This window comes from Microbacterium sp. 05N427 (genome assembly GCF_056397105.1).
This window is the reverse complement of the sequence record NZ_JBFTMT010000001.1, coordinates 300,206-320,447: the sequence shown is the minus strand read 5'-3', so window position 1 is coordinate 320,447 and position 20,242 is coordinate 300,206. Positions and strand designations below refer to the sequence as shown.

Genomic DNA, 20,242 nt, shown 5'->3' with positions numbered 1-20,242 from the left:
GTTCGGTCGGTTCGGGTGCCGAGGCCTTCGACGAGCTCAGGGACCGGGCAAGCCCCGCGGGGCGGTGCCGGTTGCTGAGCCTGCCGAAGCACGGGACCGCACGGGGTCAGCCCTTGACGGCGCCCTGGGTCACGCCCTCCATCACCCAGCGCTGCGTGAACAGGTAGGCGACGATCGCGGGAGCCATGGCCATCAAGTACGAGGCGAAGGCGACGTTGTAGTTGCTGCTGAACTGATTCTGGAACAGGTTCTGCCGCACCGGGAGGGTCTGCAGGGCCGGATCCGAGATAATCAGCGACGGCATCATGAAGTCGTTCCAGGCGTACAGGAAGGCGAAGATGCCGACCGTGGCGCTCATCGGGCCGAGCAGCGGGAAGATGATCCGCCAGAACGTCTGCCAGGTGCTCGCACCGTCGATCCGGGCGCTCTCCTCGAGCTCAAGCGGGATCGACCGCAGGAACGCAGTGAACAGCAGCACGCTGAAGCTGAGCTGGAACATCGTGGCGAGCAGGATCACACCGAACGGATTGTCCAGGTGGGTGAGCCCGGTGAGCTGGATCTGCGGCAGCGCCACCACCGGGAACGGGATGAACATCGCCGCCAGCAGGTAGAAGAAGGAGTACCGGAACAGCCGGTGGTCCCAGTTGCGCACGATCGCGTACGACGCGAACGCGGCCAGCAGCACGGTCAGGAACACGGTGCCCGCGGTGACGAGCAGCGAGACCCCGGCGCCGACCGGGAACTTGGTGAGGTCCCAGGCCTGGGCAAACCCGTCGAAGCTGAACGGGGTCGGGAGCGAGAACGCGTTGCCGTCGACCGCCTGCTTCGACGTCTTGAACGCCATCGAGATCGTGACGTACAGCGGGATCAGCACCGTGACCGTGCACAGGATCAGGATGATCGTGCCCGACCAGTTCACGCGCTCCATACGGACCCGGGGCCTGCGTCCCGACGTGGTGATGGCCTCGGTGGTGAGGACGGTCTGCGTGGACATCAGAGTGCGTTCCTTCCGCGGGTCACGGACAGCTGCAGCAGGGAGATCAGGATCGCGACGATGAAGAAGATCGTCGCGTTGGCCATCTGGTAGGCGTAGTCGCCGCCGTTGAAGCCGGCGATGATCGTCATCGCCACGCTGCGGGTCGAGGTGCCGGGGCCGCCGTCGGTGAGGCCCTTGATGATGTCGTACGCGTTCAGGAAGCCCTTGAACCCGAGCACGATGTTGATGACGAAGTACCCGGCCACGAGCGGAACCGTGATCCGGGTGAGCTGCTGGAACTTCCCCGCCCCGTCGATGCTGGCCGCCTCGTACACGTCTCCCGGGATCGAGAGCAGGCCGGCGATGTAGATCAGCAGCGTGCCCGGGATCGCCTGCCAGGCGGTCACGATCACGATGCCGACCCAGGCCAGATCCGGATTCGCCAGGATGCTCGTCGACAGCCAGGGGATGCCCGTCGCGGTCCCGAGAGCCGGGATCGAGTTGGAGAACAAGAAGTTGAACACGTACGCGATGATGATGCCTGAGATCACCATCGGGATCACGAAGATCGCCCGCAGGCCGGTCTTGAAACGGATCCTCGAGACGAGCCCGACGGCCAGCAGGAAGGCCAGCACGTTCACCACGATCACGGTCGCGATCGAGAACCCGAACGTGAACAGGTAGCTCTGCAGAATGGCCGGATCGCTGAACGCGGCTATGTAGTTGGTGAACCCGTTGAAGCTCCAGGTGCCGATTCCGATCGAGTCGGTGAAGCTGAAGAAGATGCCCATGACCGCCGGCACGGTGATCGCCAGCGTGAACAGCACCAGCGTTGGCAGCAGGAACAGATAGTAGATCGGCTCGATCCGGCGGCTGCTGCGCCGGATCTTCCGGTCACCGCCCGTCACGATGGTTGTTGTCGTGCTCATTTCGCGGTGCCCTTCGTGTCGCTCGGAAGCTTCGGGGCGAGGAAGGCAGCGCGCGCCCAGTCCGTGTCCATCGTGCTCAGGGTGTCCTTGACGTTGCCCCCGAGGGCGATCGCCTGGACGTAGTTGAAGACCGGGATCGTCTTCGGCACCAGCACCGAAGCCCCCTGATAGACCGCGCCTTCGTCGTAGTACGGGATCATCCCGGCGATCCGCGGATCGTCCGGCATGGTGGCGTCGGTGGTCGGTGCGAAGCCGAGCTGCGCGGCGTTGTACGCGTCGATCACGGACGGCTGGTAGAGGTAGGCGAGGAAGTCGCGTGCGGCATTCTGGTGCTTCGATCCCGTGGGGATCATCGCGGCGAGGTCCATGTTCACGCGGACCTTCAGATCCTTTGGATCGTTCGTCATCGGCAGCGGGAAGGTGCCCAGCTGCAGGTCTGGGGACGTCTTGGCGATCTCGCCGAACGCCCACGGCCCCTGCAGGTACATGGCGCCCTGCCCCTTCGCGAACGCGAGGTTGCCGTCCACGTAGGCCTGGCTCCCGGCGTTGGGCTGGGTGTAGTTCTTGATGAGCTGCGTCATCTGGTCGACCGGCTTCGCGAAGTCCTTGGAGAAGGATGTCTGCGAGTTCGGGCCGACGTTCGTGCCCTCCTCGTTCATCTTGGTGAAGAAGTCCACGACCGGCACCTCGCCGCCGACGGCGTAGTCGTACCAGCCCTGACCGATCGTCCAGTTGTCCTTGAACGTGCCGTAGAACGGGGTGACCCCAGCCGCCTTCAGGGTGTCGCTCGCGGCGATCAGCTCGTCCCAGGTCTTCGGCACCTGGATGCTGTACTTCGCGAAGATCTCTTTGTTGTAGATCACCGAGGCGGCCATCACCGAGTACGGCAGCACCGTCGTCTTGCCGGGGCAGACGCCGTACTGGTCCAACAGCGGCTGCAGATCCTTGCGGATGCGTCCTGCCTCCTCCGTGTCCGACAGGTCGGTCAGCGCGCAACGCTGCACGAATCGGGCGACCTCGAAGTTGTAGTTCGCCAGCATCAGGTCTGGCGGGTTGCCGCGCACGAAGCTGGCCGAGACCACGTCCACGCCCGACGTGTCGATCTCGACCCGCACCTTGTTCTGCGAGGCGTTGTAGTCGTTCACGACCTTGGTCATGAAGTCGATCGCCTCGCGCTTGCTGAAGGTGAAGCGGACCGTCTCGCGACCGTCTGCAGGCGCGCAGCCTGCAAGGGCGGTTCCCGCGATGGTCAATGCCGTGATGACGGCGAGCACTCTCGCCGTCCGCGTTCTCTTCCCAGACACCATCGTCCTCGTCCCTTCCGGCGGATCCGCTGCTCCCGCGACCTGAGGCAGGTGGCGATGCGGACCCTTGTTCCGGAAATTAGATTTTGTTCCCGAATTAACTCGGACAAGGGATACTCTGACAGAGGTCCACCCGAGAGGTCAAGCACGAATGCCGAGAGCCGCCGCGCCCGACACGGCACCCGACGTCACCGCCGACGCAGGCGCCGCCGTCGTGGGTTCCACCGTCGTGGGTTCCGCCGTGTCCCCCGTCAGCCGACCGAGCCTCGGCCAGGTGCTCGATTTCGCGTGGGGCCGCGGACCGTTCACCGCCACGGAGGCGATGGCCGGTGCTTCGCTCACCCGTTCGACCACGATCGACGCGATCGACACCCTCGTCGGGGCGGACGTGGTGCGCGAACTCGCGAACGCCCGCGACGCCGGCGAGTATTCAGGCGGGCGCCCTGCCCGCCGGTTCGAGCTGCCCGCCGACCTCGGCGCCGTGATCGCCCTGGACGCGGGCGACACGCACCTCGGCGTGACCGTGACGGACCTTGCGCGCACCCCGCTCGCACACGTGCGCGCCGACCTGGATCCGCAGCACACCGTGGGGCAGCGCCGCACGGCGATCCTGCGCCACCTCGACGCGGCGCTCGCTTCGAGCGGCGTGCCCCGCGACCGCGTTCTCGCGCTGTGCGCGGGAGTCGCCGCCCCGGTGGCGCGGAACGGTTCTTCACCGCCGCACCCCGACGGCTTCTGGGAGCGCACCAACCCCGGCCTCGCCGAGCTGCTGGCCGGGTGGGCGCCCGTCGTCGAGATCAAGAACGACGCCGTGCTCGCCGCCGCTGCCGAGGGCGACCTCGGTCAGGCCGCGGACTGCCGCGACTACATCGCGCTGATCGCGGGTGAGCGGTTCGGCGCCGGCGCGGTCGTGGACGGTCACATCCTGCACGGCGCGCACGGCGGCGTGGGCGAGATGGTGCTGCTGGACCACGTGCGCGGCGTGGGCTCCGCCGAGGGGCTCGGGCCCGCGATCACGCGGATCGCCCGGGAGCTGCTGGCCTCAGGGGAGGTCGCGGCCGGTGGAGCCTTGGCCGATCTCGCCTCGAACGGCCTGCACCCGGAGCGGATCCTCGCCCTCGCCGCCGCAGGAGATCCCTACGCGGCGCAGGTCGTGCGCGGGGCGGGCGAGTACCTCGCCCGCGTCGTGGCGGTGCTCGGCAGCACGTACGATCCGGAGCGCGTGATCGTCTGCGGCGCGATCGCCGAGGACATCGAGCCTGTGCTCGACGCGGCGCGCGACGTGCTGCGCCCGCTGCTCGACCTGCCGGCGCCGACGATCCTGCGCTCGCACCTCGGCGCCGATATCGTGCTCGCCGGCGCGGTCTCCACGGCCCTGGCCTCAGCCAGGACCGTGGGGCTGCCGCGGCTCGTGGCGCAGCGGCTGCACGGCTGAGGCGAGGCCCATCCCGGGGTCGTTGAGCGAGGACGCCGCGGACGGACCCTTCGTCCGGACACGAATATCCGAATGGTGCCGTCCGAGGAGCAGATACGCCGTTTTGCTGCTGCTTGCCGCGGTTGTTGAACGCGGGATTGAAATCCTGCGCGGGCCTGGAGATCCCCGAAGCATCACTGCTCGGCCACGGGCACCACCCAGTCAAACGACGATCAAGAAAGCAACGAACGCGCGCGTCCGCTTGATCTCCTGGTCAGACAGGCTTTTCAACCAACATCCAATCTGCAAGGCGGTGTGCCGTCAGCGCTCGATCAAACGACCATCAAGAAACGTCAGACACCCAGAACGGGACGTACCGACGTGAGCGCGGCCCCGCCCCCGGATCCTCGATCAGGATGAGACCAGCATCCAGCGCATCGGCGAGCAGACGCGACGCCTGGGAGCTATTCTGTTCGGCGATTCCGAACCTGGTACGGATCGACGCATTCGTGGTGGGCTCGCCCGAGACGTATCGCAAAGCGGTGTGAAGATAGACCGCGTCGATGCGCTCGCTTCGCGACATCTCTGCGAACGGACGTGGTGCGTACAGGGTGACCTTCGTGTGATGGGAATCGGCCGAGATCTTGGGCGCCGGGAGCTGGTTCATCTCAACCTCGACCGCGATCTTCTCCCATCCAGAGCCACGTTCCTCGGAGATGCCGACACGTGTCATAAAGGATGCCAGAGCTTCGTTGCGCGAGGGAGGGCGTTGTCCGATGAACCGCCGGACGTCAATGAGGGGCACTCCAGGATTGGTGAACTCGATCCGATTGGAGAAGATCTCTATGATCGGACCACTGCCGGCGATCGATAGGTCCTGGTGTATGAGCATGTTCGCGACAAGCTCTCGCACCGCGCGTTCGGGATAGAGCTGTCGGTTGCTACGGATCCCTCGCTCGACCGTCTCAATGCCCGGCACGCGCGCCTGGACATAGTCCAACAGACCGCTGAATCCGCTACCGTAGCCGCGGGCGCCGACCTGCTGCTCGACGCCGCCCGCACGAGAAGCATCCTCATAACGCACAACGCGAACGGCCTTCCGCGACACAGAAGCGAACGAGCTCAAGTCTCGCGCAAACAGCACCGCCCCAAGATTCGTGATGAACAAGTCGCCCGAGATTGTTCGTCCGAGCAGTCCTTCGCGCACCATCTGGTTGACGATGCCTTGTCTGGTTTCGGGGAGATCCGCATGGAGAAGCTGATAATACGAGTGAATATCGATCAGGTCCAGCGCGCGGCCTTCGGTCAGATTGCTCGCCGCGATACCGGTCTCAAAGCTGCCGCCGCGCAGCAGGTCCCACAGTCGGCTCTCGTGCTCCGGATACTCCGTCAGCCGCTTCTTGTAGCTACCGACCCGCAAGTATCTAACTGACTTGAACGCGACCGGCGTCGATCGTGCGGCGTCGACTTCCACAATGACTGCGTTCACTCCAACGCCTGTTGCAATCACACGGAACTCGAAGTAGACCTGCGGGTTGAGCATCCGCGTCAGCCACGGAATCAAGTCCTCGTTACCAGAGGCCTTCGCCGAATGAGGATCGAAGTCAGTCCCGACGACCACATGATCGCTGTCTCGCACACCCCACACCAGATAGCCATGGGTAGTGCCGCTCAGGACGGCAGAATTCGCGAGCGCACTGATGTACTCCCCGATCTGCCCAGGATCGGCAAGGTTCTCCTTGAACTCCAACCAGCCCAGCTCCTGCCGTTCGGCACACAGGCGCGCGAGGAGCTGCTGATCGTGGTTGAGCGGAGACACTCTCCAAGGCTACGTGGCCGACTCCATTCGACTGGGCGACTCCGCCGTGTCGCGGCCAACGGGAGGACTGCATGTCATGGCCAGCTCCGAGGCTGAGATCAGCGCGCAGAACTGCCTTTGAGTGCTCCTCGAAGAGCTCGCTAATGCTGACGCGCAAAGCACCCCAGCTCCCTGTGGGTTGGGTCCTTCGATAAAACTCACGAACCGCGGCAGGCTCAGCGACCGACGCGGGGTCGGGGACCGGCTGTGAGGCCGGGATCCCCGGTCTCAGTCCACCAGCAGCGCTGGCTCCTCGAGCACGGCGGCGACGTCGGCGATGAAGCGGCTCATGCCGTCGCCGTCCACGACGCGGTGGTCGAAGGATCCGGCCACGGTCGTCACCCAGCGCGGGCGCACCTCGCCGTCGACGACCCACGGCTTCTGACTGATCGTGCCCATGGCGACGATGCCGGCCTCGCCGGGGTTGATGATCGGGGTGCCCGCATCCATGCCGAACACGCCGATGTTGGTGATCGTGATGGTGCCGCCCTGCTGGTCGGCGGGCGTGGTCTTGCCCTCGCGCGCGGTCGCGGTGAGCCGGTTAAGCGCACGGGCGAGGTCGCGCATGCCGAGATCCTGCGCATCCTTGATGTTCGGCACGAGCAGGCCGCGCGGTGTGGCGGCGGCGATGCCGAGGTTCACGTAGTGGCGCACCGCGATCTCGGCGCCGTCGGCGGTGTCGATCCAGGCGGCGTTGACCATCGGGGTGCGGCGCACAGCCCAGATCACGGCGCGGGCCATGATCAGCAGCGGGGAGACCTTGACGTCGGCGAAGTCGGGCGAGGCCTTGAGGCGCTTGACGAGCTCCATCGTGCGCGAGGCGTCGACCTCCTTCCACACGGTCACGTGCGGCGCGGAGTAGGCGCTCTGCACCATCGCCGAGGAGGTCGCCTTGCGGACGCCCTTGACCGGGATGGACTCGGTGCGGCTCTCATCCGCGCCGACCGGGGCGGGCGAGAGCCCGCGGGCGGGGCCGACGGGCCTTTCGTCGGCTGCCGAGCGAGCCGAAGGCGAGACGAAGGACGCTCGCTCAGGGACGGGGAGCTTCTCCTCGCGCACGTCGCCCCACTCCGGGGTCTGGATGTTGCGGAACACGCTCGCCTGCTCGGCGTGACGCATCACGTCGTCACGGGTGACCTCGCCGTCCGCACCGGTCGGGGCGACCTGGGTGAGGTCGACGCCGAGGTCGCGCGCGAGCTTGCGGATCGGCGGCTTCGCGATCACGCCGGCCGTGGAGCGCACCGGGCGCTCGGCGGGGCGGCGGCGGCGCGACGTGGCCTCCGCACCGGAGCCGTAGCCGACGAGGACGGATCCGGATCCCTCCTCCGCGGCCGGTGCCTCGGGGGCGGCGGTCGCGGCGGGGGTGGCGCCCTCCGTCACGAACGTGATGATCGGGGTGCCGACATCGATGATCTTCCCCTCCGGCACGAGCAGCTCGCCGACCGTGCCGGCGTGCGGCGAGGGCAGCTCGACGAGCGACTTGGCGGTCTCGATCTCGCAGATCACGTCGTCGACCGCGACGGCGTCGCCCGGGGCGACCCGCCACGTGACGATCTCGGCCTCGGTCAGTCCCTCGCCGACGTCCGGGAGGGTGAAGGTCTGGGTGCTCATGGTCGGGATCCTTTCACACGACGGCGGCGTCCTTCGTCTCGTCGCTGCGCTCCTCGCCCAGGAACCGGAACGGCTCCGGTCATCGACATCAGTACGCCAGCGAGCGGTCGACGGCCTCGAGGATCCTGTCCGGATCCGGCAGGTAGGTGCTCTCAAGCTTTGCGGGCGGGAACGGGGTGTCGTAGCCCGAGACGCGCAGCACGGGCGCTTCGAGCGCGTAGAACGCGCGCTCCATGACGGTCGCGGCGATCTCGCTGCCCAGGCTCACGAACCCCGGCGCCTCCTGCGCGTAGACCATGCGGCCCGTCGAGCGCACCGAGTCGAGGAGCGGTCCGTAGTCGACCGGCGACAGCGAACGCAGGTCGACGACCTCGCAGCTCGTGCCCTCCGCCTCGGCGAGCGCGGCGGCCTGCAGCAGCGTCGAGACCATCGCACCGTGTCCGACGAGGGTGACGTCGGATCCGCGGCGGACGACCCGCGAGGCGTGCAACGGCAGCGCAGGGGCGGACAGGTCGACCTCGCCCTTGGGCCAGTACCGGCTCTTCGGCTCGAGGAAGATCACGGGGTCGTTCGAGGCGATCGCCTCCTGGATCATCCAGTACGCGTCGTTCGGGGTGGACGGCGAGACCACGCGCAGGCCAGGAGTGTGCGCGAAGTACGTCTCCGGGCTCTCCTGGTGATGCTCGACCGCACCGATGTGGCCGCCGTAGGGGATCCGGATGACGATCGGCATCGAGATCCGACCCTCGTGACGGGCCGTCATCTTCGCGAGCTGCGTGGTGATCTGATCGAAGGCGGGGAAGACGAAGCCGTCGAACTGGATCTCGATGACCGGACGGAATCCGCTCATCGCGAGGCCGATCGCCGTTCCGACGATGCCCGACTCGGCGAGCGGGGTGTCGAGCACGCGCTGCGGGCCGAAGTCGCGCTGCAGGTGCTCGGTGACGCGGAACACCCCGCCGAGACTGCCGATGTCCTCGCCCATGAGGAGCACGCGCGGGTCATCCTCCAACGCCTTGCGCAGGCCGGCGTTCAGCGCCTTGCTGAAGGGCATCGTCTCGATGCGGGCTTCGGCGGCGTCCGCCTCCGCGCCGGTCGTGGTGATGGTCATGCGCGCTCCCCGTTCCCGTTCTCAGGATGGATTCTGAAAAAGACCGTCTTTCGCGTCGTTACCGCCGAGAATTCGGAATCCGTCCTGAGAACGGGTCGCGGCGACACGGACACGAACCGCGCACTCACGACTCAGCCCCGAACGAAGCCTCGTACTGCGCCTGCCAGGCCTTCTGCTCCGCCATGAGCGGGTGCGGGTCGCTGTACACGTTGTCGAAGATCGCCTCGGCGGTCGGCGAGACCAGCTGGAGCGTACGCACACGCAGATCCTCGGCGGCGTCCGCGGCCTCGGCCTCGACGTCCGCGAAGACGGATCCGGCGGCTCCCCGGTTCTCCAGGAATGCGCGCATTCGGGCGATCGGATCCCGCAGGGACCACTCGTGCTCCTCGTCGCTGCCCCGGTACTTCGTGGGGTCGTCGCTCGTGGTGTGCGCGCCCATCCGGTACGTGACGGCCTCGATCGCGCGCGGACCGTCGCCGGTGCGCGCCTCGTCGAGCGCGCGTCGGGTCACGGCCCAGCTCGCGAGCACGTCGTTGCCGTCGACGCGGATCGACTCGATCCCGTAGCCGGTGCCGCGCTGGACGAGCGGAACCCGGGACTGGGTCTTCACCGGCACCGAGATCGCCCAGTGGTTGTTCTGCAGGAAGAACACTTCGGGCGTCTGGTAGCTCGCGGCGAACACCATCGCCTCGTGCACGTCGCCCTGGCTGGAGGCTCCGTCGCCGTAGTAGACCATCACGGCCTGATCGCGATCGACGTCGCCGGATCCGCACTTGCCGTCGAAGACGAGCCCCATCGCGAGGCCCGTCGCGTGCAGGGTCTGCGAACCCAGCACCAGCGTGTAGATGCGGGTGTTGCCGTTGCGGGGATCCGTCGGATCCCAGCCGCTGTTCGACGTGCCGCGCATGAGCTTGATGATGTCGACCGGATCCACTCCGCGGATGCGGGTGACGGCGTGCTCGCGGTAGGAGGGGAAGAGGGTGTCCTGCGGGCGGGCGGCGCGGGCGGATCCGACCTGGGCGGCCTCCTGCCCGCGGCTCGGCGGCCACAGCGCGAGTTGGCCCTGGCGCTGCAGGTTCGTGGCCTGGGTGTCGATCGCGCGGATCACGACCATGTCCCGGTAGAACTGCTCGAGGTCGCCGTCGGGCAGAGCCTCGATGAGGGGCAGGTACTCCTCCGCGGCGGGGTTCGGTGCGAAGCGGCCGTCGGCATCGAGGACGCGGACGGTGGGGATATCGGCGTCGGTCACCTTGTCTACGCTAACCGAGCTTTCCGCCTTTGCAGTGGAGGGTGCGCACAAACGATCACCGGGGCGCTGTGACGATCCCCACGGATGCATGCGGGCACGCGGATATGCAGGTGTCCCATGCATTAATGCCAGGTCCCCCTAGCTTTTTACATGGGACGCCTTGCATCCGCACGGCCTTCGATGGCGAGCCGTGCGACGGATGCAGGATCTCGACACGGATGCACGACGGATCCGCCGCTTCGGTCGTGCATCCGTCGCCGGGTCGTGCGTCCGTCGCGCGACCACGACCACGCGCCACGACCACGCGCACGCGCCCGAGGGGCGGTGCGAGTCCGTCAGGCCCGGTGTGCGGCGACGGCGAGCACGCGCGGCTGCGACTCCGCCTCGCCGACCGAGATGCGGATCCCGTCGCCGGCGAACGCGCGCACGATCAGGCCGGCCTCCTCGAACGCGGCGGCGACATCCACGGTCGCCTCGCCGGTGGGGAGCCAGACGAAGTTGCCCTGGGCGTCCGGGACATCCCAGCCCTGTGCGCGCAGGCCGTCGACCAGTTCCGTGCGACGCTCGACGATCACCGCGACGCGGGCGCGCAGCTCGTCCTCGGCGTCGAGGCTGGCGATCGCGGCTCGCTCGGCGGCGGCGGTGACCGACAGCGGGATCGCGGTCGTGCGGGCCGCATCCAGCACGCGCGGGTGCCCGATCGCGTAGCCGACTCGCAGACCCGCGAGCCCGTAGGCCTTGGAGAACGTGCGCAGCACGACGACGTTGGGGTGCGCCTCGAAGATCCGCTCGGCCAGGCCGTCGACGGCATCGGGCGCGGTGACGAACTCGGCGTAGGCCTCGTCGAGCACGATCAGCACGTCCTGCGGCACCTTCTCGACGAACGCCGCGAACTCGGCGCTCGTGACGATCGGGCCCGTCGGATTGTTGGGCGTGCACACGATCACCACGCGGGTGCGCTCGGTGATCGCGGCCGCCATGGCATCGAGGTCGTGGCGGGCGTCGGCGGTGAGGGGCACCTGCACCCCGGTCGCGCCGGCCACGAGCGGCAGCCCGGGGTAGGCCTCGAAGGAGCGCCACGCGTAGACGACCTCGTCGCCGACGGTCGCCGCGGCCAGCACGAGCTGGTACAGGATCGCGACGCTGCCGGACGCGACGTGCACCGCATCGGGCGCGACGCCGTACCGCTCGCCGAGGCGCGCGCGCAGCGCACCCGCGGTCGCATCCGGATAACGGTTCATCGGCGTCGCGTCGGCGAGCGCGGCGAGGACCGAGGGCAGCGGCTCGAACGGGTTCTCGTTGCTGGACAGCTTGAACGCGTCGGCACCTGCCTGCTTGCCCTGGCGGTACGGCGGAAGGGCCGCGATCTCTTCACGGATGCGGGGCAGGATCTCTTCGCTCACGCGTCGAGTCTAGATCCGGCGCCCCGCGCTGTTCCGGCCCTGCGGTTCCGACATCGGATCCGCCTCGCGGAACGCCCCGGCGGATTCCTGGGTGGATCCCGGGTGCGGATGCGACAATCGGCACCATGAGGTTCCTCATTCGCGTCATCGTGAACGCCTTCGCCATCTGGGTCGTGAGCCTGATCACCCTCCTGGAAGTCACGGTCACCCCCTATCCGCCCGGCGGCATGGTCCCGCTGCTCGTCACGCTGCTCGCGATCGGCGCCGTCTTCGCGATCGTGAACACGATCGTCGGCACCGTGGTGAAGATCGTGGCGATCCCGCTGTACATCCTCACGCTCGGACTGATCTCGCTCGTGATCAACGGCTTCCTGCTCTGGCTCACCGCCTGGATCACGGGCTTCTGGGGCTGGGGCCTGGCGCTCGGCGGCTTCGGCTGGACGATCGTCGCAGCTCTCCTCATCGCCATCATCAACGCGGTCTTCAACGCGATCCTGCGTCCGCAGCGACAGCGCGACCGCGATCGCTGAAGCCGCCCTGCGAGAGTCCTTCCTCATCCCGTGACCCGTCGGGCGGTGTAGTCGGTCGAGGTCATCGACGTCGCCGTGTCGAGCACCGCGAAGTGCTCGGTGATCTTCGCCATCCGCACATCCCCCGAAGCCTCGGCACCGCGCACGGTCTCCAGGTAGCCGTCGAGCAGGTGCGCCGGGAACTGAGGGTCCGCCCCGTGACCGGGAGCGACCGTGCGGCGGATGACGAGACTGTCGGACGAGCCCGTGCCGTTCGGACTGCCGCCGCCCGCGAGGCCGGCGACGGGATCGTCGGTATGACGAATCGCGACGCTCAGCACGTCGTCCGGCAGCACGGGTTCGAACGGGGATCCCACCGTGACGACACCCCGAACGTCGAACTCGCCGGACTGCGCGACCAGACCCGCGATCATCCCGCCCTGCGAGTACCCCACCAGGTCCACCGGGGTCTCCGCACCGGCGCCCGCATCGCGCAGCGCCTCGGCGACAGCCTTGTAGGAGTCGGCCTGCGCGTGATCGGAGTACATCCGCAGATTCGAGGCGTACGACCACGGCTCCTCGGCCGATCCGCCGCGAGTGCCGTCGATGTAGGCCACGAAGCGCTGCGTGCCGTCCTCCATCCGATAGGTCTCGACGCGCACCTGCGACGATCGCGCGTACGGGATGCGTGACACCGCGCCTGCGAGCGTCGAGGGACCGGCCGAGATCGTGGCGGCGGGGGCGCGAGCGATCACCACGTCGCCCGGTCGGGGTCGGACGCCCGCCGGGCTTCGTCCGTCCGCCATCAGCGCGAGACCGGGCGTCGGCGCGAGCGGCGTCGGACGCACCACGCCGTTCTCGGCCGCGACGGAGGTCATGAGGCGCTGCGCGCCTTCGGCCCACACCCGCGCGTTCCACCCGCGCAGGCTCTGGAGCAGGAACAGTGCCGGACTGAGCCCGAGCAGCAGCGCATCCCCCGCCCCGCGCAGCGGCCCGGGCTCGCCCTCCGGCACGAAGCCCTCGGTGACGTCCCGTCGCCAGCTCTGCTGCAGTCGCTCGAGGATCGCGGACACCCTCGCGTCGCCGGCCAGAAGCCGCTCCTCGCGGCGGCGGAGATCTCGGGCGGCCGCGACATCGCCCGCGCCGAGCATGGCCTGCCGAGCGCGCAGATCGGCCAGCTCGTACACGTCGGCCATCGTGCCGACCCCGCCGGCGAGCCGCTCCAGCGCGTCCTCGACGTTCTGGAGCTGCACCGCGGCCGACCACAGCGCAGGGATCCCCCCGGCGAGGGGGATTTCGTCGACGAGACCGGGGATCTCGAGCAGATCCTGCCTCGCGCACGCGACCTCCCACGCCTCGGCGCGCACCCGGCCCGCCGTCGTCCGCAGCCGATCCGGATCGACCGCGATCACCCCGCCGTGCGTGATCTCGATCTCATCGGCCATCCGCGCTCACCCCCACCCGCAGCGCCGCGTCGATCGACGGCAGCGACTCCCGTGCCGCGGCGAGCGCCCGGCGCTGGGCCTCCAGCTCCCGCTGCAGGAACTCGACACTCCTCGAGCTCCATCCGGAGTCCGCCTCGATCGCCCGCAGCGCGACGACGGTCGCCTCGATGCGCTCGCGGGCGCTCTCGCAGCGGAGCAGAGCCTCGGCGAGCCGCCAGGATCCCGGTGCGGCGGCCGGTGCGATGGTGATCATGTCCGCCAGCCTGCCTGCCGCCGCAACGCCGCGGAGGCCGCATCGCGCAACCCGTGCGGACCAGGGACACGCCCCGGTTTGTGGAGGACGAACCGCACCGCGCATCGCGAGATCCGGCACCACGGCGGGAATCCGCGCACGGTGCGGCGGATCCGGTGCGGCACAATGGAGGGATGACCGAGTCGGATCCGTTCCGCGTCATCTTCGTATGCACGGGGAACATCTGCCGGTCCCCGATGGCGGAGGTGGTCTTCCGCGACATCGCGGCGAAGCAGGGACTCGGCGACCGGATCGTCTCCACGAGCGCCGGCACGGGCGACTGGCACGTGGGCGAGCAGGCCGACAGCCGCACGATCGATGCCCTCGCCCGCCGCGGCTACGACGGGACCAAGCACCGCGCCCGCCAGTTCACCTACGAGTCCTTCACCGGGAACGACCTCGTCGTGGCCCTGGACCGCACGCATGAGCGGATCCTGAAGCAATGGGCGCGCGACGAGTCGGAGGAAGGCAAGGTGACCCTGCTGCTCTCGTTCGAGCACAACCCTTCCGTGCTGGACGTGCCGGACCCCTACTACGCCGACGCCCGGGTGTTCGATGAGGTGCTCGGTATGATCGAGAGCGCGAGCCACGGCCTCTTCCGTCAGCTCGAACCCGCCATCCGACCGTCACGTCCGTGACACCGGCGGTCCGGATCCACGACTCTTCCCGGAGGACTCCCGTGACCGCCTCGCTTCCTGTGCAGCCCCTCAGCCCTCTTGACGGGCGCTACCGCTCCACGGTCTCTCCGCTCGCCGACTACCTCTCCGAAGCCGGACTCAACCGCGCACGCGTCGAGGTCGAGGTGGAGTGGCTGATCGCGCTCACCGATCGCTCTCTGTTCGGCACCGCTCCCCTCACCGAGGCTGACAAGGAGCGCCTGCGGGGCCTCTATCGCGACTTCGGCCAGGCCGAGATCGACTGGCTCGCCGAGAAGGAAGCGGTGACCCGCCACGACGTGAAGGCCGTGGAGTACCTCGTCCGCGACCGCCTGTCGGCCCTGGGCCTGGACGCGATCGCCGAGCTCACGCACTTCGCCTGCACGAGCGAGGACATCAACTCCGCCTCCTACGCCCTCACCGTCAAGCGCGCGGTCGAGCGGGTGTGGCTGCCCGCCCTGAAGGACGTGATCGCCAAGCTCCGCGAACTCGCGCTCGAGCACGCCGACGCCGCGATGCTGTCGCGCACGCACGGCCAGCCCGCGACGCCCTCGACCATGGGCAAGGAGCTCGCCGTGTTCGCCTGGCGTCTGGAGCGCGTGGTCACGCGGATCGAGGGATCCGAGTACCTCGCGAAGTTCTCCGGCGCGACCGGCACCTGGTCGGCGCACCTCGCCGCAGAACCCGACGCGGACTGGCCCCGCATCGCCCGTGAGTACATCGAAGGTCTCGGGATCGACTTCAACATCCTCACGACCCAGATCGAGTCTCACGACTGGCAGGTCGAGCTGTACGACCACGTGCGTCACGCGGGCGGGATCCTGCACAACCTCGCGACCGACATCTGGACCTACATCTCGCTCGGCTACTTCGCCCAGATCCCCGTCGAGGGCGCGACCGGATCCTCGACCATGCCGCACAAGATCAACCCGATCCGCTTCGAGAACGCCGAGGCGAACCTCGAGCTCGCAGGAGCCCTGCTCGGGTCCCTGTCGCAGACGCTCGTCACGAGCCGCCTGCAGCGAGACCTCACCGACTCGACCACGCAGCGCAACATCGGCGTCGCCTTCGGGCACTCCCTGCTCGCCCTGGACAACCTGCGCCGCGGCCTCAACGAGATCTCGCTCTCGCGCGACGTGCTGCTCGCCGACCTCGACACGAACTGGGAGGTGCTCGGCGAGGCGATCCAGACCGCGATCCGCGCCGAGGTCGTCGCGGGGCGCTCCACGATCCAGGACCCGTACGCCCTGCTGAAGGAACTCACTCGCGGTCACCGCGTGGGCGCTGCCGAGCTCGCCGAGTTCGTGCAGGGCCTGGAGATCGGCGACGCCGCGAAGCAGCGTCTGCTGGCCCTGACCCCGGCCACCTACGTGGGGCTTGCGGAGACGCTCGCGAAGTAGGTCTTCGGCCGGCACGGCGTCCCGCGCGCGCTGTTCTTCGGCACGACGCGTACCGTTCTCAGGATGGATTGTGCAGATGCCGCCTCTTCACGGCCGATCCGAGCGTTTCCGGTGATTTCATCCTGAGAACGGTACGACCGGTGCCGTTCATCGGCTGCAAACGAGGCCCGCATCGACCGCTCCGGGGTGTCAACGGACACCGAATCGGCCTCGTGCAGGCCTTCTGAACCGGGCTCAGGCGTCGGGCGGCACCGCAGCGGGGGCGTCCGCGTGGTCGCCCGCGCGGTCCTTCGGCATCGCGAAGACGGCGACCAGCACGAGTGCGGCGGTCACCGCCGCGGCGATGAACACCCACGTCGAGGCGCGCACGACCGTGGCCGGATCCCCGGATCCGCCGCCGGAGGCGATGACGGCGTTCGAGATCGCTCCGAACACGGCAACGCCCACGGCGCTGCCCGCCGAGCGGGCGAACGTGTTCATTCCGGTCACCGCGCCGCGCTCGCCCCAGCCGACGGAGGCCTGCGCGACGATGAGGGTGGGCGCCGCCGTCCAGCCCAGACCGAAGCCGATCACGAAGGCGACCGCCGCGAGCGTGTACGCGTTCGGATACGGCCCGACAAGCGCCAGCGCGATCGCACCGAGCGTCGCGATCGACGCTCCGATCAGTGCGGTGAAGCGGAATCCGTGCCGTAGGTACACCCGTCCCGCGTTGGCGGCGGAGAGCGGCCAGCCCAGGGTGAGGGCTGCCACGGCGAGCCCCGCCAGCAGCGGCGGCACGGCGATCGCGCCCTGCAGGTAGGCGGGCGCGAAGCTCGTGATGCCCGTCAGCAGTGCGCCGATCGCGAGCGACGCGAGCGTCGTGGTGAGGATGAGGCGTCGCGAGATCAGCCGCAGGTCGATGATCGGCTCGGCGGCTCTTCGCTCCACGAGCGCGAACGCGACGAGGGCGATGACCCCGCCGACGAAGCAGGCCAGACTCGGCACCGACTGCCAGGCCCAGGCGTTCCCGCCCTCGAGCACGCCGACGATGATCGCGGTGAGACCGATCGTCAGCAGTACGGCGCCTGCGTAGTCGATCCGATGCCGGCGCTTCTCTATCTGCTCGTGGAAGTGCCGCAGCAGCATCCATGCCGCGATCAGGCACAGCGGGATGTTGATGAAGAAGATCAGCCGCCACGCGTCGAATTGGGCGAACACTCCGCCCAGTGCGGGGCCGACCACCGAAGACAGCGCCCAGACGCTCGCGATGTATCCCTGCACGACCGCCCGCTCGGACAGGGTGTAGATGTCACCGACGATGGTCGCCACCATCGGGCCCACGGCGCCGGCACCCAGGCCTTGCAGGAGTCGGAAGAGGATGAGCGACGGCATGCTCCACGCGAGTCCGCACAGGATGGATCCGAGGAGGAACAGCGCGATTCCGATCAGGACGATCGGCTTGCGTCCGACCGTGTCCGCGAGCTTGGAGTAGATCGGCACGCTCACGGCCTGCGCGAGCAGGTAGATCGAGAACAGCCAGGGGAACTGCTGGTAACTGCCGAGGTCTCGCACCACGCTCGGCACGGCGGTGGCGAGGATCGTGGCGTCCATCGCGATGAGGCCCATCGCGAGCATGAGCGAGAGCAGCACCGGTCCGCGCTCGGAACGGAAGCCCACCGTGGCGCGGTCGATCGTCATGCTCACCCTCGTGACAAGCCGTGCGGAGTGCGGGCTATTCCCGCCGAGCCCGGATCGGGGCGTGATCCGCCGGTTCGGGGCGCGTCAGGATGCGGAGGGCGTCCCGGATCCGGGTGCGTCGTCGTCAGCGGCGCCCGACGGGGCGGCGGACTCGGCAGTTCCGGTCGTTCCGGCGTCCGCGGCGTCGGTGGCTCCGGCCGCTCCGGCCGCTCCGGCAGCCGCGGCTTCCACGGACTCGTCGACGTCGTCGTACAGCACAGGGCGGTCGTGCGTCTTCGTGAAGTCCGCGGGGTCGACGGCGAGGATCAGGATCGACAGGATCAGCAGGGCGGCGATGAAGATCCCGCCCGTCACGATGAACGCGAGATTCCACGGCGGGATGGCCGCGTAGGTGCCCTTGTCGACCATGCGCATCACCTTGTCGGTGAACGCGCCCGTGGCGATCAGCGTCACGACACCGGCGAAGAGGCCGCACAGCAGCGACAGTCCGACCAGCTGCAACGGTCGGAGCAGATCCCTGCGCCTGGTCTTCTCGGTCATGCGGATCCTTCGTTCTCGGCCGGCGCCGTGCCGGCGGTGTCGATGCCGGCACCAGTGGTGCGGGCGCGAGGGCTGAGCCCGGCGATGCCGAGGAAGACCGCGACGATGGCGGCGTACGCGCCGAAGATCCCGACGGCCAGGGTGATCCCGGTCAGCGTGAACGAGCCGGCCTCGGCGATGGAGTAGTTGAGCGCGTAGGTCGTCGGCACGCACAGCAGGCCGACGGCGAGGGCCAGGCCCAGGGATCCGATCAGGATCGCATCACGGGCGCCGTCGGCGACGACGGCCGGCGCTGTCCCGGCGCGGGCCTGGCGACGGGCGCGGATCCCGGCGAGGAGCTCGACGAGCCCTCCGAGCGCGCCCCATGCGATCACGACGACGAAGAACAGCGGCGTGGTGCGCCAGGCGGGGATGCTGCTGGCCATGCCGGTGAGGATCGCGATCGCGCCGAGCAGCACGTGCGGCCAGCGCCATCCGGCAGGCGCGACGAGCCAGGCGGCGAGCACCTGGATCACCGCGGTGACCAGGGCGAATCCGCTGAACACCGCGAGCCCCACGATCGCGGAGTGGTTCGCCGAGAAGGTGATCATGAGCGCCGCGACCGCGGCGAAGGCGGCGCGCGCGAGCTGCACATGGCGCAGCTGGAACGTGCGGGTGGCGGGCATGACGGATCCTCGGGTCCCTGTGCTTCGAGCCCTTCGAGCGGCCTCAGGGACCAAGCCTCAGCAACCGCTTCGACGGGTTCTACGGCCGCCCTGATGGATGGGCGGACCCTGCCAGTCTACGCGCGGGATCCTAGGCGCCTGCTCGGGAACCGAGCTCCGAGGCGTCCGGATCCGGATCTTCGACTCCCGGATCCGGATCTTCGACGGTGCGGCCGTCCTTTCGCCGCGGCTGCAGTTCGCTGAGCAGGGTGCCCGCGATGATGAGGGCCGCTCCGAGGATGGCGAGCGGAGGGATCCGCTCCCCCGCGATGCGCCCGACCACGCCCGCCCACACGGGTTCGCCGGTGTAGATGATGGTGGCGCGGGTCGCGGAGACCGAGCGCTGCGCCCAGTTCATGGTGAGCTGGATCAGGCCGCTCGCCAGGCCCATACCGAGACCCGCGATCAGCCAGACCGGGTCGAAGGCGGGGATGCTCTCGCCGACGGCGGGCATCGTCGCGAAGCCGAGGAGCGCCGCGGTGAGCAGCTGCACGACGGTCAGCCGGCCCACGTCGAATCGCCTGCCGAAGAGGCTGATCAGGATGATCTCGCCCGCGATCGGCAGAGTGCTGATGAGCGTGAGGATCTCGCCTTCGCCGAGCCGGATCCCGCGGGATCCGATGCCGGCGACCAGCAGCAGGCCGACGAACGCGAGGCCCGCACCGGCGAGGGTCAGCGCGCGCGGCGGCTTGCGCAGCACGAGCCACTGCAGCAGCGGCACGAGCGGCACGTAGAACGCGGTCATGAACGCGCTGGTGCTGGAGTCGATCGTCTGCAGGCCCGCGGTCTGCAGACCGTAGCCGCCGTAGATCGCGGCGCCGATGGCCGCGCCGGCGCCGAGCTCGCGCCACGTCATGCCGCGCAGCGAGCGCCAGAAGACCGCGACGGCGAACAGCCCCGCTGCGAGGAACCGGAATCCGACGAAGAACCACGGCCCGGAGTGTTGCATCGCGGTGTGCACGACGAGGAACGTGCCGCCCCAGATGACGGTGATCCCGACAAGGGCCCACTCCTGAACGGACAGCCCCAAGACGCGGCGGGAGGCGGGCTGGTTCACGTTGATACGCTACGCGGTTCCGCGCCTCCGTGGTTCCGCGCCTCCGTGGTTCCGCGCCTCCGTGGTTCCGCGCCTCCGTGACCGCGAGACCGAACCAGCGTCCCGAG

Annotated in this window: 18 protein-coding genes; 4 read left to right on the top strand and 14 right to left on the bottom strand. The window is 68.7% G+C overall.

The features are described 5' to 3' along the window. Positions 1-106: 106 nt before the first annotated feature. From AC1DG4_RS01565 to AC1DG4_RS01555, 3 genes are read right to left on the bottom strand one after another with little or no spacing between them, the layout of a single operon-like run. Positions 107-994: a carbohydrate ABC transporter permease gene (locus tag AC1DG4_RS01565; RefSeq protein WP_477377538.1), complete on the bottom strand. Its 888-nt coding sequence runs from the start codon at positions 992-994 to the stop codon at positions 107-109. After that, entirely contained in the window at positions 994-1,905 is a 912-nt protein-coding gene (locus AC1DG4_RS01560) for a carbohydrate ABC transporter permease (RefSeq protein WP_477377540.1), read from the bottom strand. Before AC1DG4_RS01560 ends, AC1DG4_RS01565 begins: the two co-directional genes overlap by 1 nt. Next, positions 1,902-3,209 carry an ABC transporter substrate-binding protein gene (locus tag AC1DG4_RS01555; RefSeq protein ID WP_477377542.1) on the bottom strand — a complete coding sequence of 436 codons (1,308 nt, stop codon included), beginning with the start codon at positions 3,207-3,209 and terminating at the stop codon, positions 1,902-1,904. Before AC1DG4_RS01555 ends, AC1DG4_RS01560 begins: the two co-directional genes overlap by 4 nt. Positions 3,210-3,360: 151 nt before the next feature. On the opposite strand from AC1DG4_RS01555, the gene AC1DG4_RS01550 reads away from it, so the two are divergent. Next, the gene (locus AC1DG4_RS01550) at positions 3,361-4,644 is read left to right on the top strand and encodes an ROK family protein (RefSeq protein ID WP_477377544.1); all 1,284 of its coding nucleotides are present in this window, start codon (positions 3,361-3,363) and stop codon (positions 4,642-4,644) included. A 322-nt stretch (positions 4,645-4,966) separates the two neighbouring features. On the opposite strand, the gene AC1DG4_RS01545 is transcribed toward AC1DG4_RS01550, so the two are convergent. The 5 genes from AC1DG4_RS01545 to AC1DG4_RS01525 form a co-directional block, all read right to left on the bottom strand. Then, positions 4,967-6,442 (bottom strand): ATP-binding protein, encoded by a 1,476-nt coding sequence (locus AC1DG4_RS01545; RefSeq protein WP_477377546.1) that lies wholly within the window; start codon positions 6,440-6,442, stop codon positions 4,967-4,969. A 267-nt stretch (positions 6,443-6,709) separates the two neighbouring features. Next, positions 6,710-8,092 carry a dihydrolipoamide acetyltransferase family protein gene (locus AC1DG4_RS01540; RefSeq protein ID WP_477377548.1) on the bottom strand — a complete coding sequence of 461 codons (1,383 nt, stop codon included), beginning with the start codon at positions 8,090-8,092 and terminating at the stop codon, positions 6,710-6,712. A gap of 88 nt (positions 8,093-8,180) precedes the next feature. Beyond that, complete coding sequence (locus AC1DG4_RS01535) at positions 8,181-9,203, bottom strand: alpha-ketoacid dehydrogenase subunit beta (protein ID WP_477377550.1); 1,023 nt, start codon at positions 9,201-9,203, stop codon at positions 8,181-8,183. A gap of 124 nt (positions 9,204-9,327) precedes the next feature. Then, positions 9,328-10,452 carry a thiamine pyrophosphate-dependent enzyme gene (locus tag AC1DG4_RS01530; RefSeq protein ID WP_477377552.1) on the bottom strand — a complete coding sequence of 375 codons (1,125 nt, stop codon included), beginning with the start codon at positions 10,450-10,452 and terminating at the stop codon, positions 9,328-9,330. Positions 10,453-10,787: 335 nt separating this feature from the next. Continuing rightward, complete coding sequence (locus AC1DG4_RS01525; protein WP_477377554.1) at positions 10,788-11,855, bottom strand: histidinol-phosphate transaminase; 1,068 nt, start codon at positions 11,853-11,855, stop codon at positions 10,788-10,790. 125 nt (positions 11,856-11,980) lie between these two features. Between AC1DG4_RS01525 and AC1DG4_RS01520 the strand changes: the two genes are divergently transcribed. Further along, a complete protein-coding gene (locus tag AC1DG4_RS01520) occupies positions 11,981-12,385 on the top strand; it encodes a phage holin family protein (RefSeq protein WP_477377556.1) in 405 nt (134 codons plus the stop codon). Between the two features lie 23 nt (positions 12,386-12,408). Here the strand turns inward: AC1DG4_RS01520 and AC1DG4_RS01515 are convergent, their stop codons facing one another. Next, positions 12,409-13,809, bottom strand: a complete 1,401-nt coding sequence (locus AC1DG4_RS01515; protein ID WP_477377558.1) for a lipase family protein — start codon at positions 13,807-13,809, stop codon at positions 12,409-12,411. Further along, on the bottom strand, positions 13,799-14,062 hold the full coding sequence (locus tag AC1DG4_RS01510; RefSeq protein ID WP_477377560.1) for a hypothetical protein: 264 nt from the start codon (positions 14,060-14,062) through the stop codon (positions 13,799-13,801). The genes AC1DG4_RS01515 and AC1DG4_RS01510 overlap by 11 nt, the downstream gene beginning before the upstream one ends. Positions 14,063-14,235: 173 nt before the next feature. Between AC1DG4_RS01510 and AC1DG4_RS01505 the strand changes: the two genes are divergently transcribed. Next, positions 14,236-14,739, top strand: coding sequence for a low molecular weight protein-tyrosine-phosphatase (locus tag AC1DG4_RS01505; protein ID WP_477377562.1), 504 nt, complete (start codon positions 14,236-14,238; stop codon positions 14,737-14,739). Between the two features lie 41 nt (positions 14,740-14,780). Then, entirely contained in the window at positions 14,781-16,157 is a 1,377-nt protein-coding gene (gene purB / locus AC1DG4_RS01500; RefSeq protein ID WP_477377564.1) for an adenylosuccinate lyase, read from the top strand. Between the two features lie 234 nt (positions 16,158-16,391). On the opposite strand, the gene AC1DG4_RS01495 is transcribed toward purB, so the two are convergent. The 4 genes from AC1DG4_RS01495 to AC1DG4_RS01480 form a co-directional block, all read right to left on the bottom strand. After that, positions 16,392-17,834 carry an MFS transporter gene (locus AC1DG4_RS01495; RefSeq protein WP_477377566.1) on the bottom strand — a complete coding sequence of 481 codons (1,443 nt, stop codon included), beginning with the start codon at positions 17,832-17,834 and terminating at the stop codon, positions 16,392-16,394. Positions 17,835-17,918: 84 nt separating this feature from the next. After that, positions 17,919-18,374, bottom strand: coding sequence for an amino acid transporter (locus AC1DG4_RS01490; RefSeq protein ID WP_477377568.1), 456 nt, complete (start codon positions 18,372-18,374; stop codon positions 17,919-17,921). Further along, the gene (locus AC1DG4_RS01485) at positions 18,371-19,039 is read right to left on the bottom strand and encodes an acyl-CoA synthetase (RefSeq protein ID WP_477377570.1); all 669 of its coding nucleotides are present in this window, start codon (positions 19,037-19,039) and stop codon (positions 18,371-18,373) included. Before AC1DG4_RS01485 ends, AC1DG4_RS01490 begins: the two co-directional genes overlap by 4 nt. A 130-nt stretch (positions 19,040-19,169) precedes the next feature. Then, positions 19,170-20,135 carry a DMT family transporter gene (locus AC1DG4_RS01480; RefSeq protein ID WP_477377572.1) on the bottom strand — a complete coding sequence of 322 codons (966 nt, stop codon included), beginning with the start codon at positions 20,133-20,135 and terminating at the stop codon, positions 19,170-19,172. Positions 20,136-20,242: the final 107 nt, after the last annotated feature.

Coding starts and splice junctions, on each gene's coding strand:
- AC1DG4_RS01565 (WP_477377538.1), bottom strand. CDS start 994: ATGTCCACGCAGACCGTCCTCACCACCGAGGCCATCACCACGTCGGGA.
- AC1DG4_RS01510 (WP_477377560.1), bottom strand. CDS start 14,062: ATGATCACCATCGCACCGGCCGCCGCACCGGGATCCTGGCGGCTCGCC.
- AC1DG4_RS01520 (WP_477377556.1), top strand. CDS start 11,981: ATGAGGTTCCTCATTCGCGTCATCGTGAACGCCTTCGCCATCTGGGTC.
- AC1DG4_RS01505 (WP_477377562.1), top strand. CDS start 14,236: ATGACCGAGTCGGATCCGTTCCGCGTCATCTTCGTATGCACGGGGAAC.
- AC1DG4_RS01550 (WP_477377544.1), top strand. CDS start 3,361: ATGCCGAGAGCCGCCGCGCCCGACACGGCACCCGACGTCACCGCCGAC.
- AC1DG4_RS01490 (WP_477377568.1), bottom strand. CDS start 18,374: ATGACCGAGAAGACCAGGCGCAGGGATCTGCTCCGACCGTTGCAGCTG.
- AC1DG4_RS01560 (WP_477377540.1), bottom strand. CDS start 1,905: ATGAGCACGACAACAACCATCGTGACGGGCGGTGACCGGAAGATCCGG.
- AC1DG4_RS01495 (WP_477377566.1), bottom strand. CDS start 17,834: ATGACGATCGACCGCGCCACGGTGGGCTTCCGTTCCGAGCGCGGACCG.
- AC1DG4_RS01535 (WP_477377550.1), bottom strand. CDS start 9,203: ATGACCATCACCACGACCGGCGCGGAGGCGGACGCCGCCGAAGCCCGC.
- AC1DG4_RS01540 (WP_477377548.1), bottom strand. CDS start 8,092: ATGAGCACCCAGACCTTCACCCTCCCGGACGTCGGCGAGGGACTGACC.
- AC1DG4_RS01515 (WP_477377558.1), bottom strand. CDS start 13,809: ATGGCCGATGAGATCGAGATCACGCACGGCGGGGTGATCGCGGTCGAT.
- AC1DG4_RS01485 (WP_477377570.1), bottom strand. CDS start 19,039: ATGCCCGCCACCCGCACGTTCCAGCTGCGCCATGTGCAGCTCGCGCGC.